Source organism: Rosistilla ulvae (assembly GCF_007741475.1).
GTDB classification, from domain to species: domain Bacteria; phylum Planctomycetota; class Planctomycetia; order Pirellulales; family Pirellulaceae; genus Rosistilla; species Rosistilla ulvae.
Window position 1 is genome coordinate 2540728 of sequence record NZ_CP036261.1, and the last position, 16979, is coordinate 2557706.

Sequence of the window (16979 nt, forward strand, 5' to 3'; positions counted from 1 at the left end):
ACGCGGTTAAACGACGCGCGACTCTCCCCCTCGTTTAACCGCGTGCCCATCGGGCCGCGCGTTTCTGACGTCGGCAAAACTCAGGGGGCAGCAGCGTGCTCAACTCGATGTATCAGCCGGCAGAAACGGCGATGCTACAGATAATACAGCAGCAGACAGACGGCTAGCAGCAGGGTGGCCCAGAGGGTCATGGTGCTGCTGGACCAGGTGCGGCCCAAGATGCCGTTTTCGTTGAACGTCGCTCGAGTGAAGTCCATGATGCCGTGGACGATCACCACCATGTCGCTGCGGAAGGCGTCGTTGATTACATCGTAAACAGTTCGCAATCCGCGGATGCAGGCGGGCAACAAGCGGCGATAGATCCAGTCGGTGTCGAGATTCGTCGACCGCTGTTCGGCGGGATACAGCCCCGACTTCATCAACACCACAAAGGCCAGCAGTGCGAACAACAACAACTGCATCTGCGTGACCACGTGTGTCACGGTGTAGGGATGGTAGTCGACGGTGTAGGGGAGCATCCGGTACAGCAACGGATAAGCGATTCCCAAGCCGACGCAGAAGAAGGCGGCGATCGCCATCGCGGTCAGCATATTCCAAGGTGCCTCTTCCACTCGCTTGCCCGAATCGTGAGCGAAGAAAGCGAAGAAGGGGATCTTGATTCCCGAGTGCTCCATCACGCCCGCCGATGCGATCAGCAGCACGATCCAAACCCAGAACTGATGCTGTTCGGCGGCGGCGGAAATGATCATCGACTTGCTGATAAAACCGCTCAACAACGGGAATCCCGAGATCGCTCCGGCACCGATGATGCAGAAGAGCGTCGTCCAAGGCATCGATTTGTGCAGCCCACCCAACTCGGTAGCCTTCGTCGTGCCGACGCGATACAGCACAGCTCCCATCGACATGAACAGCAGCGATTTGTAGATGATGTGACAGAACGCGTGAGCCACCGTGCCGTTGATCGCCAGTTCGGTTCCGATCCCAACGCCGACGACCATGAACCCCAATTGGTTGTTCAGACTGTACGCGAGCACTCGGCGAAGATCGTTTTCGATCACTGCAAAAACGATCGGGAAGAGCGTCATCGCGCATCCGATCGGGATCAAAAGATCGAGCCCCGCAAAACCGCGGATCAATGAATAAACGGCCAGCTTCGTCGTAAACGCACTCAGAAAAACCGTCCCCGTCGCTGTCGCTTCGGGGTAAGAATCCTGCAACCAATTATGCAGCAGCGGAAACGCGCACTTGATGCCCAGGGCCAGCAGGATCAAAGTCGCTGCCAAACCCAACGGTTGCCCTTCGACGACAAAACTGTCGAACGTCAAACTGCCCGACTGGACGTAATGGATGATCGCTCCAGATAACAGCAGCACGCCCGAGGCGACTTGAATGATCAGGTAACGCATTCCGCTGCGATACGATCGCTCGCTGTCGCTGGCCCAGATCAGAAAGACGCTCGACAGAGCCGTCAGTTCCCAGAACACGAACAGCGTGATCAGGTCGCCGGCACAACAGGCACCGATCGCTCCGCCTGCATAGACTAACGCGGCGATATGCTGTCGCGGATCGCGGACATGCAGCGCGTAGATCGACGACACGATCGCGGCGATATGAAACACGATCCCAAAGATCCGGCTCAACGAATCGATCCGGACCATATTCAACGTCATGCCAAACAGCGTGATGTTGCCATGTTCGCCGGCGGGCGTGATCAAAAACAGGCCAAGGCTGATCACCGAAAGGGCCAAGACGCCGTAGGCTTGCAGCCGACGAGCGACAAAGGGCAACACCAGGGCCCCGAGAATCATGATCAAGCCAGGAGGCAGATTAGCGATCATAATAATCCTCCTTGCGGCCCACGATCATTCGCAGGATGCGGCCCAGGAAAACGATCACGACAAAGGAGACGAAGCCAAACCAAGCTTGGAATCCAAACGAGGTCTCGAGGTCGAAGTGCGGATGCGGATTGGTGTAAAACAGATCGGCGACAACCAACAATCCGCAAACGATCACCAATCCGGCGATCATCGCGTTGATGTTCCGCGGCCGTTCGAACCAGCTGGGCGGATCGGTCACTCGTTTGGATTTATGTTTGGAGGCATTCATTGCGATGAGACCAGCGGCAGCAAGACTTCGTAAATCGAACCGGCGGTGAAAAACAGCACGATGCTAAGCGCCGCGGTCAGGCACAGCGGCACGACGCACATCCACGGAGCCTCTTGAATCCCAGCGGGAGCAGCGTGCGGATCGGCTGTCGTTTCCTGGGGAGCCATGAAGGCGCGGATCGGAATGGGAATCAGATAGGCGATGTTCAACAGCGAGCTGATCATCAGCGCGGCGGTCAGCAAATAGTGCTGCGTTTCGACGGTGCCAACCGCGAGGAACCATTTGCTCCAGACGCCGCCACCAGGAGGCAAGCCGATAATGCTGAGCGATGCGATCAGAAACGCTGCAAACGTGAAGGGCATCTGTCGCCCCAGCCCTTGCATCTGGCTGATCTTCTTTTTGTGGGTCGCCACGTAGATCGCACCGGCACAAAAGAACAAGGTGATCTTGCCGACGGCGTGCATCGCGATATGCATCCCACCGCCGATCACGCTGGCGGGCGTCGCCAAGGCGGCCCCAAGCGAAATGTATGCAAGTTGGCTGATCGTCGAATAAGCGAGCCTCGCCTTCAGGCTGTCCTTCGTCATCGCAACGAGCGAAGCGGTCACCAGCGTTCCCGCGGCGACATAGGCTAGCCAGATGCTGACGCTCGTCGTTCGCAGCAGATCAATACCGAAGATGAAGACAGCGACTTTAAGGACCGAAAAGACGCCGACTTTCACGACAGCCACCGCGTGCAGTAGAGCACTGACGGGCGTGGGTGCGACCATCGCCGCTGGTAGCCAGCGGTGGAACGGCATCAAGGCAGCTTTGCCGATTCCAAACGCAAACAGCCCCAGCAAAACGCCGAGTTGTGTTTCGGTGATCTTCCCATCGGCCAAGGGCTCGGCCAGGATTCCGCCCAATCGAAAGTCGAGTGTGCCGGCGATGTTCGACGTCCAAGCGATCGCAAACATGAAGAACGCAACCGAAGTCGAAAGCAGGATCCCCAAGTAGACGCGGCCTCCGTTACGAGCCTCGCGGGTGCCGTGGTGCGTGACCAACGGGTAGGTGGAGATCGTCATGATTTCGTAAGCGACAAACAGCGTGAACAGGTTCGCGGAAAAGGCGGCTGCCAAAGCTGCGAAGATCGCCGCGGCAAAGCAGGCGAAGAACCGCGTCTGGTGCGATTCGTGGTTGCCACGCATGTAGCCCGCGGCATAAACGGTCGTCAAAATCCAAAGCCCCGACGCGACCAAGGCGAACAGCATCCCCAGCGGTTCGACCGTAAAAGCGATCTCGAACCCAGGGATCATTTCACCGATATGCCACTCGGGACGTCCGCCGGCAAAAACGTGTGATGCCAACAGGCAGGTGATGCCAAACAGCGCGATCGCGATCGTCAGCGAAGCGGCTTCGCGCACGTTCGGCAGCTTGCCAAACAGGAAGACCAGACCGACGCCGATCAACGGCAATCCCATCGCCAGGATCAGAAGGTTTTCAGGAGTCATCAGGGGGTTCCTCCCAACAAACCGATCGCAGCAAATTGAGCCAAGCCGGCCGAATAGACGGTCCAAACGCCAAAGACCAACGTCGATCCAACCACCAGATAGGTCGGAATCAACATTCGCAGCGGCGGTTCGGTCGCTTGGCCCGCGATCTCCGTCGGTTCGTTAAAGTACAACGTCTCGACGACTCGCCAGATATAAAGCAACGCCAACAGAGAACTCAGCAGCATCAAGATGCCGACCGGCCAAGCTCCCGAATCGATGACCGCCGTCAACAACATCCACTTGCTGACAAAGCCGGCGGTCACGGGAACACCGATCAAACCGAGGCCGCCGACGGTCCAGGCCAGCGCGGTCCAAGGCATCGTCCGCCCGGCGCCCCGCCAATCGCTCAATTGGCTCGATCCCAATCGCAGCGTAAAGCAACCAACGACCATAAACAGACCACCTTTGATGATCGCATGGTTAAACATGTGAACGATCCCGGCGGACAGTCCCGCTTCGTTGCTGATACTGATCCCCAACAACATGTATCCGACTTGGGCGATGCTGGAGAAAGCGAGGATGCGTTTGACATCTTGTTGATAGATCGCAGCGAGCGAGGCGGCGAAGATGCCGACGATCGCCATCATCATCAGCCCCTTGGCCAACGGCAATTCGACAAACGCAAACTGCGGCGAGATGATTCCAAAGACGATGCGAATGAACGTGTAGACCGAGACTTTGGTCGCCGTCGCCGCGATAAAGCAGGTGACGACCGAGGGGGCGTAGGTGTACGCTCCGGGCAGCCAGGTGTGCAGCGGAAAGACCGCCATCTTGATACACAAACCGATCGTTAAAAAAGCAAACGCCACCAACCCGGTGCGGGTCTGCAAACCGACCGGCAACCGCTGGGCGATGTCGGCCATATTTAACGTCCCGGTCATCTGATAGATCAGCCCGATTCCGATCAGAATAAACGTGGCCCCCACGGTCCCCAGGATCAAATACTGAAGAGCGGCCAACGGTGCGCGGCGGGTTCGCCCCAGACTGATCAATGCGTACGACGACAGCGACGAGATCTCTAAGAAGACAAAAACGTTAAACAGATCGCCGGTGATGCAGATCCCCAGCAATCCGGTCAGGCACAACAGATAGGTTGCGTAAAACAGATAGTGCTTCGACGCCGGGATCTCAGCTTCCACACTTGGCGGCGCGTATAACAGCACGACCGCGCCGATCGCAGAGACAAACAGCAGCACAAATCCGCTGAGCCCATCGACGACGTATTCGATGCCGTAGGGAGGCGCCCAATTGCCGATGTTGTAGTGAATCGGCCCCGATCGAACGACCTCGGCCATCAGACCAACCGACATCGCAAAGACGGCGCAGGCGACGGCGAGAGCCAGCAAATAAACGAGCTTGCGATTTCCAATCAGCACGCACAGCGGTGCTGCAATCAACGGTACCACGATCAGCAGGACCGGCAGGTTTTGAGCGATCACGGCAGCCGATCCATTTCCAAAATCTTCTCCTCATCGATCGTTCCGTAGTCTTCACGGATACGCACGATCAACGACAGCGCCAGGGCGGTCGTGGCGATACCGACCACAATCGCCGTCAGCATCAAAACACTCGGCAGGGGATTCGAGTAGATGATCCCATCGACTTCTCCCGACATCCTCGCTCCCGCTTCGATCACCTCTTCCACACTCTTGCCTGTTGCATGAGCCACTTCGGCCGCGTGCGAGGCGGCGTGTCCGGCGGCTTCCCCGTCGGCATGTCCATCGTGAGCGTGGTTCTGCACAATCCGAGGAGGAACGATCGGCGCGGTGCCGCCGTGGATCTTCCCCATCGTGATGTACAACAGGAAGACCGAGGTTTGGAAGATGTTCAGGCCGATGATCGATTTCATCAAATTGCGTCGGGCAATGACCATATAGAACCCGGTCATCATCAAAAAGATGACAACCCAGTAGTTATACAATCCGACGACTTGTTCCATATTCACAGAACGTGTTTCCTTCCCGCAAACGTGTAGAAGATCATCGTCATCACCGCAGTCACCGTGATCCCTACACCAAGCTCCACAACAAAGATCCCCAAGTGTTGGCCATGCGGCAGGATGCCGGGCAGCAGGTGGTGATCGAGGACTTCATAGTCGAGGAACTTTCCGCCCAACAAGATGGTGGTGATCCCCGTCCCCGCGTAGATCAAGACGCCCAACGCCATCATCTTTTCAACGGCCCAAGCCGGGACGACGCGCTGCACAGCTTGCAGTCCGAAGACCAAGCCGTACAGGATCAACGCTGCAGCCAAGATCACGCCGGCTTGGAAGCCGCCGCCGGGGCCAAAGTCACCATGGAATTGAACGTAGAAACCAAACAACAGGATGTAGGGAATCAGCAGTTTGGTGACGACTCGAATGATCGGAAACGCAATCATTGGGAGACAGCCTCCCGTTCGGGCTCGTCTTTCTCTTTTCGTAAGATCAGCAGCACCGCGATCCCAGCTGTCAAAACAACCGTCGTTTCGCCAAGCGTATCGTAACCGCGGTAGCTAGCCAAAACGGAGGTGATCACGTTCGGCAAGCCGTGCATGTCGACTTGCGATTTTTCGACAAACGATGGCCGCGGATGCAGGTGAATCGGATCGTTGGGATCGCCAAAATGAGGCATGTCCAGCGTGCCGTAGACCAACGCACAACCGGTGATCGTGACAACCGTCAACGGCACCAAAGCGGGCTTGCGACGGCCGGCGTCACTGGGACCGACCAGGACCAACGTGCTGAGCATCAGGACGGTCGAGATCCCCGCGCCAACAGCCGCTTCGGTAAACGCGACGTCGGGCGCGTCGAGGATCAGCATCCAACTGGCGCTAAGAAAACTGTAGATCCCCGTGAACATGATCGCTGCCCACAGATCGCGGATCCGCGCGACGGTGACCGCGGTCGCGGCGAGCATTGCGAGAATGGTAAAGACGATCAGATTCATACTTCCGTTCCCGAGCTTCCATCGCGTCGTGAGGAATCCAGCACAGGTTTCAACCCATGTGTGAAAGCGGAACGCGCCAACGCGTGGCACGAACTGGGGCTGGTCACCAGCAAGAAGAACAAGATCATTATCAACTTCACCGCGGCGAGACTGAGCCCTACTTGGAAGACCAGTCCCAACAAGATCGCTCCGGCACCCATCGTGTCGGTGATTCCAGCGCCATGCAGTCGCGAGAAGAATTCGGGCAAGCGGACGATCCCGATTCCACCGACGATCGAAAAAAAGGCACCGATCAACATCAGGGCCCAGCTGAGGATATCGAGCGCGATCATAGCTCGGTCCCCTCGCGGCTGAAGCTGCCGTATTCGGTGAATCGCAGCAGGGCGACCATCCCGATGAAGTTCATCAGGCTGTAGAGGAGCGCCAGGTCGAGAAAATCGCCTCGCTCGGTGGCGACATCCACCACCGCAATCAGCAGCACGGTTTTGGTTCCGACCATATTCAGCGCCAGCACGCGGTCGAAAACGGTTGGGCCGAGCATCGCTCGGATCAGAGCCAACGCCATCGTGATCAGGATCGCGATCGATGTTATCAGGAAGATGCCTGTCATGACCGTTACTTCTCCAATGCGCAAACGCGGCGATCCATTTCGCCGGAGAGGTCTTCGGCGGCCCCTTCGAACGACAATGCATGGACCAGAATCGAATTACCTTCGACGCGAACGGTCACCGTTCCGGGAGTCAGGGTGATCGAGTTGGCGAGAATAACGCGGCCCAACTCGGTCTTTTGATTCGCCGAAACGCGGATCATGCTCCGTTGCAGCGGCATTTTGGGCGACAGTATGATCCGTGTGACTTCCATGTTCGACTGAACGATCTCTTTGATCAGCCACGGCGCGTAGGAGGTGAACGGTCGCAGGCCCAGATGAGCCGGCGCCCCTTCCTCGTCGATGATCTTCATCCGTCGCGAGATCGCCACCGAAATCACACACGACCCAACTCCCAAAGCGATCAGGAAAGGATCGTCAAAGTGCCCCGACCACAACAACCAGGTTGCGAACAAGGCGATGCTGAGAGTGATGATAAACAGATATTTCACAGTATGCTCTACGCATTCTCGAACGATAGGCAAGATGGAAGCACTATAACGATCGATCAAGTCGACTTGCAGGGGGGCTGTCAGCCATTTCATGCTCTCGCTCGCCCCGTTTTCACCGCCTCCCCGCCAATGGCAACCGGTCCCACCCAACGCCGACGCCGCGGCGTCGAGGTCGCCTCTATAGACGCAGCGATCGAACAGCCCCGATCTTCGGCAAAACCGATTGGACCGCGACCCTTTGCTAGCCACAGTCGTCCGATTGCGATTGCTGTTGCAGCGGCTAGAGCTAGATTTCCGAGGCGATACCTTAAACGTCTCCCCCGCGCCGACTAAGGTTGCGGTTACCCAAACGCCAGTTTCACCAACGCCCAAACAACGTGACAAATTACCAAGGCCTGCCCGATTCGCTGAGTCTGATGCTGATGAGTATCAGTCTATTGGTGGCGTTTTGGATCAGCGGCCAGCGAGATTCGGGCGGCGGGCGTGTTGTCGCGGCGATCGATTCGCTCTCCAAACGCCCCTGGATCAGCCTGCTGCTGGTGTTTGCCGTCTCGCTGGTGACGAATCTCGGCCTAACGCTGATTCGGTATCCGTTGCCTCGAATTCACGACGAGTTCAGTTATCTGCTGGCCGCCGACACCTACGCCTCGGGGCGGCTGACCAATCCAACGCACCCGTATTGGAAACACTTCGAGACCTACCACGTCCTCTCGCAGCCCAGCTACATGTCCAAGTATCCGCCGGGCAACGGGATCTTCCTGGCGCTAGGGCAGGTGACCACCGGGCATCCGATCGTCGGCAGCTGGCTCGCGTTGGCTCTGGGAATCGCGGCCACCTATTGGGCGTTGCGCGGCTGGATCCATCGTCGCTGGGCTCTGATTGCCGGACTGTTGCTGGCGATTAACGTCCCGATGCTGATGGCTTGGGGGCAAACCTACTGGGGCGGCGGAGTCCAACTGCTCGGCGGTTCGCTGTTGATCGGCGCCCTGCGGCGGATCACCGACCGCGACCGCTGGCCACGCCCGGTCTGGCAATACGCCAGTCTGTTTGCGTGCGGAGCGGTCATTTTGGCGAACAGCCGCCCGCTGGAAGGCTTCTTGCTGTGCGGCGTCGCAGCGGTTGTGTTGCTCCGCTGGCTCTGGAAGTCCCCCGCTTCGGATCGTATCAACAATTTGGTTCAGGTGGCTCTGCCGAGCCTGTTGATCGGCGGTATCGGAATCGTGAGCCTGGCGATCAACAACGCTGCAGTCACTGGCCGGGCGACTCAGTTGCCCTACTCGGCTCACTCCAAACAATACACCGCCACGTCGATGGTGATCTGGAACGCGATGCCGCCGGTTCCGAAATACAACCTTCCCGCGATGGAAGCTTTTTACCGCAACTGGTGCCGACAACGGCAGCTCGATGCGCAAACGTTCGCCGGATATACGTCGTTGGTTTCCAGCAAACTGCAGCATCTGAGTCATTTCTACACGTTCATGGGTGGTCTGTGCCTGTTGCCTGCGTTGGCGTTGATCCGCCGCGACCGATGGTTGTTGTTTGCCGTCGCCGTTGTGCTGGGGCTGTTGGTGATCGAGTTCCAATTCGTCCACTCACGGACCTTCCCGCACTATGTCGCTCCGGTCGCCTGCCTCTTTTATGTCGCGATGTTTCAGTCGCTGCGATGGCTGCACGCCGCCGGACACAGTAATCGGCTGGCACGTATGATTCTGCCGACGATCGTTGTCTACAGCCTGTTAGCCTTGATCGCGTATGCAGTCGGCAACGCCACGCGAATCGAATCCCCCAACCGATCCGAGATCGCCGAACTCCTGGAACAAGAGCCGGGCAAACATCTTGTATTGGTTGAATATTCACCCGATCACAACGTCCATCGCGAGTGGGTCTACAACCGCGCCGACATCGACAACGCTCCAATCGTCTGGGCCCATCGCCTGGGTCCCGAAGCCGACACGCCGCTACTAAAACACTTCGCCGATCGCAACATCTGGCTCTGGCAAGCCGATCGCGGCGTCGAAGGCCTAGCGCAGTTCGAACCACCGGCCGATAAACGGTAGCGAGCAAGCATCTCTCAGTGACTGCTACCTAAGTTTCACCCCAAACTCCTGAGCCCGGAGGGCGGAACATGAACTGCCGGTGGTGTGAGCCACCGGAACCGAAGAGCCACAAGAATTTTCAAAGGCCGGAGGCCGACACACTACAAGCCTGACTTTGGCTGTGGCTGCGCACAGCAAGAACTTGTGCCAGCCTTCGGCCTCGTGTTTTGAGGCTGCTTGATACCGGTGGTTTACACTACCGGCAGAGGATGTGTCGGCCTCCGGCCTGATACATGCAGTCTTGTCCCCGAGTCTGGTCGCTGGCATCCGGTGGCCCCTTGAGCACGGAGGGCGGAATAAAGAGGTGGTGACCTGATCTTGGGCGCGCTCGGGATCAGGTCACCACCTCAAAAGGTCTGTTCCCGTGCGAAGGGCCTCTCACGGAGGCACGAAGGCACAGAGAAGGGTAACTGATCATGAGGCAAAAACGAAACGGATCGTGGCGCAGGTGGACGAACCTGAAAATCAGCTGGCCGAATCCAAAACCGTCGGCGAGCAACTCTTGGAAGCCTTCGTCGCCAAGGTGACGAAGGCTTAAGCACCGTGCCTTGGTGCCTCCGTGAGAGTCGTCTGTTCCCGTGCAAAGGGTCTCTCACGGAGGCACGAAGGCACAGAGAAGGGTAACTGATCATGAAGCAGAAACGAAACGGATCGTGGCGCAGGTGGACGAACCTGAAAATCAGCTGGCCGAATCCCACGCCGTCGGTTAGTAACTCCTGGAAGCCTTCGTCGCCAAGGTGACAGCGGCTTAAGCACCGTGCCTTGGTGCCTCCGTGAGAGTCGTCCGCTACGATCCCCAGCGAAGGGCCTCTCGCGAAGCCACGAAGGCACAGAGGAAGAGGTGTCGGCTAGCAAAGATCGCGACCGTCTGGAGGCCGGTTGAATGAACGAGGGCGGCATTTTCATCGATGACGATGGCGATGCAGGAATCGTTCTACAGAGCGATTGAAGAAGGGGCGAGTGGGGTAAATAAAAATCCACCGTGTGGCGTGGCACAAACAGGCGGTCAGACGCAATCGCAGAATCGAAGTGGATACGAAAAAAGCCCGCAAAACACTAGGTTTAACGGGCCTTTGATTGCTGGTGATCTTGTCACCAAGTACCGAAGGTGGGACTCGAACCCACACTGGATTGCTCCAACTGGATTTTGAATCCAGCGCGTCTGCCAATTCCGCCACTTCGGCATATCGTAAAACCGTCGATCTGGAAGCCTGCGGTACTCGAAAGCACTGCGACCAGGATCGCGATACGCGGGGGAGTGATTGTTCGGGGCAGTCCGCCAATCTCCGCGTGGGGTGAGTATCTCGCAGCTGATGATATTTTGCAAGCCGGGCTGGGATGTCACCAGCAAAAAAACTGCGGAGACGCGGAAGAACTGTATCGATTGGATGCATCTTGCGGGACGGTGCGGGGCGACCAGCGACGATTTCGCGTCGGAACGTTGCACCGAGCCCTGAACCGCACTTTGCCGCTTGGGACTTTAGCTGTAGACTTTCTACTCGCGAATCCCCCTCAGAATGCGGTGGGGCAAACGCGACAAAAACAAAAAACGGATGGGTGGCCGAGTGGTCGAAGGCTCTAGTCTTGAAAACTAGCGTACGGGTGACCGTACCGTGGGTTCGAATCCCACCCCATCCGCTGATTGGTCATTTAGGAACTTCCTAAATGGCCTTTTTTCTTGGCGTTTTGCTTCGCCAATCGCGACGGTGCCCCGCCTCACTCTCCATCGCTTCCTCCCCCGGCGTCCGCTTCAGGTCAAATACGCTATCGCGTTTAGGCAAGCCAGTGGTCGAACAAGAGCTCGCGGTTTCTTGTCGAACCGGATGCAATCGCGTGTCGGCCGATCGCTCCAATTGAACACGGATTTGCTCAGAGGCCCTCTTCAGAGCCGTGTGTGGATTGTCGTCCCATCTGATATAACTGGCAGAATCGGTGCGAAATCGCCGAAGTCCCGATGCTACGATGCCGACGATACCCATTGATATTATGGGCTTGCCCCTTGGCTGACTGGCGCAACGGTGCCGGATCGGCGAGATCGGAAACTGATTGATGTTTGACTTCTCGTAAAGGACCTTCCACATGCCGCGCGGAAAAACTTACGCCAATGCATCGCAAGCGATTGGCGACACCCCGATGATCCAAATCAACCGCTTGGTCCCTGGCGATCAAGCGACGGTGTTTGCCAAGTGCGAGTTCTTCCAGCCGCTTAATAGCGTCAAAGATCGGATCGGCGTGGCGATGGTTGAAGCGGCCGAGAAGTCGGGGGTCTTGAATTCCGAGACACACATCATCGAACCGACCAGCGGCAACACGGGGATCGCGCTGGCGTTTGTTTGCGCTGCCAAGGGTTACAAGTTGACGCTGACGATGCCCGAGTCGATGTCGGTCGAACGCCGCGCGCTGCTGCGAGCGATGGGTGCCAATTTGGTGCTGACGCCAGCGGCCGAAGGGATGAAGGGAGCGATTAACCAAGCTGCGGAATTGGTCGACAAGGGGGACAATGCTTGGATGCCACAACAGTTTGAAAACCCGGCCAATCCCGCGATCCATGAAGCGACCACCGGTCCAGAGATCTGGGAGGATAGCGGTCACGATATCGACGTGCTGATTGCGGGCGTTGGCACCGGCGGCACGATCACTGGCGTGGCGCGGTACATGAAAAGCGTCAATCCCGACTTCAAAGCGATCGCTGTCGAACCAAAGCATTCGCCCGTGATCAGTGGCGGCGCACCGGGCAAGCACCGGATTCAAGGCATCGGTGCCGGTTTTATCCCTGGCAATCTCGATACTTCGATCATCGATGATATTGTGCTTGTCGACGATGAGGACGCCTTTGAGACGGGGCGCCAATTGGCCAAGCAAGAAGGGATCGTGGCTGGGATCAGCAGCGGTGCGAACATGTGGGCCGCTCAACAGATCGCCGCTCGCCCCGAGTACAAGGGGAAGCGAATCGTGACGATCATGTGCAGCCTGGGCGAACGCTACCTGAGCACGCCACTGTTCAGCGACCAATAAAAGATCGCCGCCAAGCGATTGTCGCTCGCTTCGTTAAACCGGCTGCCCGATCGGGCAGCGCGTGTTGCTGGGGCAATGCTCCGAAAACGCGCGGGGCGATGCCCACGCGGTTAAAGCTAGTCGCGCGGGGCGATGCCCACGCGGTTAAACTAGTCGTGCGGGGCGATGCCGGCGCGAGTGAACTGGTTTTGCACGCGGGGTGGTGAAGGGTTTGCTTACGATGTCAAGCAGTGGCGGTTGGCCATCGAGATCCCGCTGACGATTGCTCCGACAATTCCGACGAAGCCCTGGTCGGTTCCGCACAGGAACAGATTCGATAGATGTGTCTGTCCATCGAGTTGTTTTTCAGGGGCGCCATAAATCGCACCGTTATCGTGCCACGTAAAACGGCGGATCGTCTTGGGCGTGAAAACGTCGGTGTCGATGACGTGCCGGCGGAAATCGGGCATGAAGCGAACCGCCGCGTCGATCGCTTCATCGTATTGAATCGTCTTCTGTCGACGATACTCTTCGTCGGACAGCCCGCACCAGCGATCGTGATTCGCCAGGGTGGTGATCCGAATCACCCCATCGGGCAACTGGCCATCGGAATCGTCGTACAGGTAATTGTTCGGTGAGCAGACGACGCCGGTGCGTGGATCGCACAGCGTATTCTCCGGTCGTTCCCAGTGGAAACGCGGGCTGTCGTTGTAGAACAGAATCGTGCGATCGAATCCGATCTGCTTGGGCTGACGATCGAGGATCGAAATCGATTCGATAAACGACAGCTGGCCGGCGCGGGCGACGTCGACTTGCGTGATGTCGTCGCACAGTCGCATCGTTTCGATCTGCCCCGCCGATGAAAGAATCCGCTTGCCGCGAATCTCCGTCCCATCGTCCAACACCACGCCGACGGCGCGATCGCCATCGACATGGATCCTGTCGACTCCGCTGCGAAGCTTTAGTTCGCCGCCGAGTCCGCGGAACTTGCGAACAAGATTTTTGAGGATCAGCCGGACTCCTTTAAATGGCCGGGCAAAACCCTCCATGTAACAGGCGCGGAACATGATGCAAAACTGGCCGAAGTCCATGTCTTGCTGGCGCGCGTTGCCGTACCACATCAGCGGACACAGCAACATTTCGATCAGCAAAGGATCGGTGATCGTCTCTTCCAAAACCTGTCGCGTCGAGATATTAAACGAAGCCTCGTCGAGGTCGTCGTAGTCGAGTAGACGGGCGAGCAGTTTTTGGAAGTTGTCTTTCTGGTGCGGGAACTGCTTGGCAATATCCGCTTCCAAAAGCTTGATGTCGTTGCCGAAATTCAGCTCCACGTCGGGGAAGCGGATCGCCGAACCAATCGCGGGGACCAACTGGAAATCGTCCCAACGGAAACGCAACTGTCGCAGCAACTTGGCCAACGGGCCGCGTTTGCTTCCCTTCTCGGTGAAGTTTGTGACCGCATGCAGCCCGACGTCATAGTCACGTCCACCTTGGCGGTAGAACGAATTCAAGCCGCCGATGGTGTAGTGCTTTTCAAGAATGCAAACACGCTGGTCGAAGTAGGCCAGGCGAATGCCTGCGGCCAACCCCGACATCCCCGCACCAATGATGATGGTGTCGTAGACGTCTTCGTTCAGCGGATCGGTGGGGGAGTTAGCCGTGGTCAAAGCGGATTAGCTTGCAGGAAGGGATTCGCTAGCTGCGAACGATATCTTTCATCTTCGGTTCCAGGTAGGTCACGGTGCTCTGCATGCTTGCCAGCTGGCCGTATTCCTCTTCTGGGATCTGAACGCGGTGCCGCTTGCGCAACTCCATCACGATGTCCAGGAAATCCATGCTATCGAGTTCCAATTGCTCGCGGAACGGCTTGGCATCTTCCAAGTTGCTCAGATCCTCATCGGGAGCGATGTCGCCGAGGATGTCGATAATCTCTTCGCGAATGTCTTCAGGCGTCATAACGTCCTATTCTCCTGGATATTTTCAAACGCGGAACCGCTGGTCCGCCAAGTGGATTGAAATTGTGGCCCGGGGCACCGAAGCATCATAAAGGGTTAACTGAATTTTCAACAGGCTTGATCAATCAAAACCGACGAATGATCACGACAGAATTGATCCCGAGCATTCCGAATGAGTTGTTTAGGATGTATTGAACGTCATCCAATTCTTTTGGCTCGTTGATCACCAGCCCTGGCAGTTCGCAGGCCGGGTCGAGTTGATCGACGTTGATGGTCGGATGGCAGACGGAGTCTTTGAAGGCTGACAGGTTGCCGGCCAGTTCCAACGCCCCGGCGGCTCCCATCGCGTGGCCGATATAGCTTTTGGTGTTGTTGAAGTGAACGTTTTCGCAACCGGCAAACGCTTCTCGAAGCGCCAGGCATTCCTGCGCGTCGCCGCTGCTGGTTCCGGTCGCATGGGTGCTGACGATGTCGATTTGGTCGGCCGCCATCCCGGCTCGCTTGAGCGCTTTGGTCACGCACTGAGCCTGCCGTTCGGGGTTGGGCAAAACAAAGTCGGTAGCATCGGTATTCATCGCATACCCGACCAGTTCGCCGTAGATTTCGGCACCGCGTCGGCGGGCGTCGGAGAGCCGTTCGAGGACGTAGACGCAGCCGCCTTCGGCGACGACGATGCCGTTGCGATCGACGTCGAATGGCCGCGAGGCAAGCTCGGGATTTTCGTGCGTCGCCAAGGCGCCTTGGCTGTTGAAACCGGCAAAGATCCCAAAGGTATGGATGCTTTCGGAAACGCCGCCGGCCAATGCTAGGTCGCATTCGTTCAGCCGCAACATCTGGGCCCCTTGGATCAGTCCCGCGTTGCCCGCAGCACAAGCGGCACCGATCGTGTAGTGCGGTCCAGTGATCCCCATGTTCAGGGCGATTTCGCCTGCTGGACTGTTGGCAACCGTTCGTGGATTGTGATGGTGCGACCAATATTTGGTGTCGTAATCGAAGCCTTTGATCTCGTAGATCTCGTTTTCGGTTTCGACATTGCCGTGTTCGGTGACGCCAATGTAGACGCCGACATTCGATTTGTCGGTGTTCGCCCAATCGATCCCGCTGTGCAAGATGGCTTCATTGGCGGCGTAGATCCCGACGCTGCCAGCGCGCGTTCCGCGACGGATGTCCTTGCGGCTCTGATGCCGCTTGGCGTCAAAATCGCAAACGCCGGCCAAGGTTTTGCCGAAGTAGCGGATTTCGTAATCGGTCACACCGCTGCGCCCCGAAAGCAGCGCCTCGCGATAGGTGCCCCAATCGTTGCCATTGGGGGCGGTCAAACCGATCCCGGTAATTACGATGCGTTGGTCGTCAGGCAATTGGAAAGAACTGTCAGCGGCGGTCACATGTATCTCTCTGGAAGAGGCCCGAAAGCCTGTAATTTAAATCTTTTCCAACCTTCCGCAAGCCGCTCGAACGAGAGCTTACCGAACCGTTACTTAGACAACAGCTGCACGACGGCAGCGTGATTGTTCTTCTGGGCAAAGCTGAGCGCGGTGTCGCCGTCGATGTCTTTTGCGTCGCGATTGGCCTGTCGCGCCAGCAGCATCTTGCAAATTTCGGTCTGCCCTTCGGCAGCGGCAAACATCAGGGCGGTGAAGCCTTCGACGTTATCGGCCAGATTGACGCTGGCTCCCGCGTCTAGCAGTCGCTTGACCGTCGCATCATTAGGCCCCGATGCTGCGTACATCAGCGCCGTTCGGTCCGACGAGTCCTTGGCATCGACATCGACATCGTTTTCCAACAGCAATTCCACCACGGCGGAATGCCCATCGAAGGCGGCCAGCATCAGCGCGGTCCGTCCCTGTTCGTCGGCAGCTCCGATGCGGAGCCCCTGTTGGATCCCCTGCCGAACCGGTTCGATCTGTCCCAGGCCAGCGGCATTGCGAAAGTCTGCCAGCGTGATCGGTGTAATCTGCTGTGCCGCCGCGTCGGCGGTGGGCGAATCCGCGTCGTCGCGGACCGCTTCAGCAGCCGGGGCTGCGGGCTGCTTCTCTTTCCGCTCGGCACTGCTGTCGCAGCCGATCAAGACGACGACCAACAGCCAACTGAGGTGGAAAAAACGGGTTTTCATCGAGGTCATCCCCATCGAGCACGCTATGAAAATTCGTGGCACGCAAACGTGCCAGTGACTATCGAACCACGAACCCTATCGTCGAGGCAAGCAGACGAGGCATCACATGGGGCAATTTTTTAACGTTTCCTGCACAGGGAAATAAATTCTAAACCGTT

At 57.6% G+C, this 16979-nt stretch carries 16 protein-coding genes and 2 tRNA genes; 3 read left to right on the forward strand and 15 right to left on the reverse strand.

Translation table 11 applies throughout. The features are described 5' to 3' along the window. Window positions 1-134: 134 nt before the first annotated feature. From EC9_RS09145 to EC9_RS09190, 10 genes are read right to left on the reverse strand one after another with little or no spacing between them, the layout of a single operon-like run. A complete protein-coding gene (locus EC9_RS09145) occupies window positions 135-1838 on the reverse strand; it encodes a Na(+)/H(+) antiporter subunit D (protein WP_246106034.1) in 1704 nt (567 codons plus the stop codon). Continuing rightward, the gene (locus EC9_RS09150; RefSeq protein WP_145344286.1) at window positions 1828-2106 is read right to left on the reverse strand and encodes a hypothetical protein; all 279 of its coding nucleotides are present in this window, start codon (window positions 2104-2106) and stop codon (window positions 1828-1830) included. Before EC9_RS09150 ends, EC9_RS09145 begins: the two co-directional genes overlap by 11 nt. Further along, the gene (locus EC9_RS09155) at window positions 2103-3596 is read right to left on the reverse strand and encodes a proton-conducting transporter transmembrane domain-containing protein (protein WP_145344288.1); all 1494 of its coding nucleotides are present in this window, start codon (window positions 3594-3596) and stop codon (window positions 2103-2105) included. Before EC9_RS09155 ends, EC9_RS09150 begins: the two co-directional genes overlap by 4 nt. Continuing rightward, window positions 3596-5077, reverse strand: a complete 1482-nt coding sequence (locus EC9_RS09160) for a monovalent cation/H+ antiporter subunit D family protein (RefSeq protein ID WP_246106035.1) — start codon at window positions 5075-5077, stop codon at window positions 3596-3598. The genes EC9_RS09155 and EC9_RS09160 overlap by 1 nt, the downstream gene beginning before the upstream one ends. Further along, entirely contained in the window at window positions 5074-5577 is a 504-nt protein-coding gene (locus EC9_RS09165) for a sodium:proton antiporter (protein ID WP_145124092.1), read from the reverse strand. Before EC9_RS09165 ends, EC9_RS09160 begins: the two co-directional genes overlap by 4 nt. Window positions 5578-5579: 2 nt before the next feature. After that, window positions 5580-6017: a Na(+)/H(+) antiporter subunit B gene (locus EC9_RS09170; protein WP_145119894.1), complete on the reverse strand. Its 438-nt coding sequence runs from the start codon at window positions 6015-6017 to the stop codon at window positions 5580-5582. Further along, complete coding sequence (locus tag EC9_RS09175) at window positions 6014-6565, reverse strand: DUF4040 domain-containing protein (RefSeq protein WP_145119896.1); 552 nt, start codon at window positions 6563-6565, stop codon at window positions 6014-6016. The genes EC9_RS09170 and EC9_RS09175 overlap by 4 nt, the downstream gene beginning before the upstream one ends. Further along, window positions 6562-6897, reverse strand: coding sequence for a monovalent cation/H(+) antiporter subunit G (gene mnhG / locus EC9_RS09180; RefSeq protein ID WP_145344290.1), 336 nt, complete (start codon window positions 6895-6897; stop codon window positions 6562-6564). Before mnhG ends, EC9_RS09175 begins: the two co-directional genes overlap by 4 nt. Then, the gene (locus tag EC9_RS09185) at window positions 6894-7175 is read right to left on the reverse strand and encodes a monovalent cation/H+ antiporter complex subunit F (protein WP_145092641.1); all 282 of its coding nucleotides are present in this window, start codon (window positions 7173-7175) and stop codon (window positions 6894-6896) included. The genes mnhG and EC9_RS09185 overlap by 4 nt, the downstream gene beginning before the upstream one ends. Window positions 7176-7180: 5 nt before the next feature. Beyond that, window positions 7181-7663, reverse strand: a complete 483-nt coding sequence (locus EC9_RS09190) for a Na+/H+ antiporter subunit E (RefSeq protein WP_145344292.1) — start codon at window positions 7661-7663, stop codon at window positions 7181-7183. A 377-nt stretch (window positions 7664-8040) separates the two neighbouring features. Here EC9_RS09190 and EC9_RS09195 point away from each other — a divergent pair, with 377 nt between their 5' ends. Beyond that, window positions 8041-9720 (forward strand): hypothetical protein, encoded by a 1680-nt coding sequence (locus EC9_RS09195; RefSeq protein ID WP_145344294.1) that lies wholly within the window; start codon window positions 8041-8043, stop codon window positions 9718-9720. A gap of 1139 nt (window positions 9721-10859) precedes the next feature. Here the strand turns inward: EC9_RS09195 and EC9_RS09200 are convergent. Next, window positions 10860-10943, reverse strand: a tRNA-Leu gene (locus tag EC9_RS09200). A gap of 367 nt (window positions 10944-11310) precedes the next feature. On the opposite strand from EC9_RS09200, the gene EC9_RS09205 reads away from it, so the two are divergent. Together EC9_RS09205 and cysK are read left to right on the forward strand one after the other, a co-directional pair. Then, window positions 11311-11397: transfer RNA gene (locus EC9_RS09205), tRNA-Ser, on the forward strand. 441 nt (window positions 11398-11838) lie between these two features. Next, window positions 11839-12774, forward strand: coding sequence for a cysteine synthase A (cysK, locus tag EC9_RS09210; RefSeq protein ID WP_145344296.1), 936 nt, complete (start codon window positions 11839-11841; stop codon window positions 12772-12774). 215 nt (window positions 12775-12989) lie between these two features. On the opposite strand, the gene EC9_RS09215 is transcribed toward cysK, so the two are convergent. The 4 genes from EC9_RS09215 to EC9_RS09230 all read right to left on the reverse strand — a co-directional run bounded on the left by EC9_RS09215 (window position 12990) and on the right by EC9_RS09230 (window position 16821). Further along, window positions 12990-14420, reverse strand: coding sequence for a phytoene desaturase family protein (locus EC9_RS09215; protein ID WP_246106036.1), 1431 nt, complete (start codon window positions 14418-14420; stop codon window positions 12990-12992). Window positions 14421-14448: 28 nt separating this feature from the next. After that, the gene (locus EC9_RS09220) at window positions 14449-14709 is read right to left on the reverse strand and encodes an acyl carrier protein (RefSeq protein WP_145092132.1); all 261 of its coding nucleotides are present in this window, start codon (window positions 14707-14709) and stop codon (window positions 14449-14451) included. Window positions 14710-14833: 124 nt separating this feature from the next. Next, window positions 14834-16093, reverse strand: coding sequence for a beta-ketoacyl-[acyl-carrier-protein] synthase family protein (locus EC9_RS09225; protein WP_145344298.1), 1260 nt, complete (start codon window positions 16091-16093; stop codon window positions 14834-14836). Between the two features lie 89 nt (window positions 16094-16182). Further along, window positions 16183-16821 carry an ankyrin repeat domain-containing protein gene (locus EC9_RS09230; protein WP_218934692.1) on the reverse strand — a complete coding sequence of 213 codons (639 nt, stop codon included), beginning with the start codon at window positions 16819-16821 and terminating at the stop codon, window positions 16183-16185. Window positions 16822-16979: the final 158 nt, after the last annotated feature.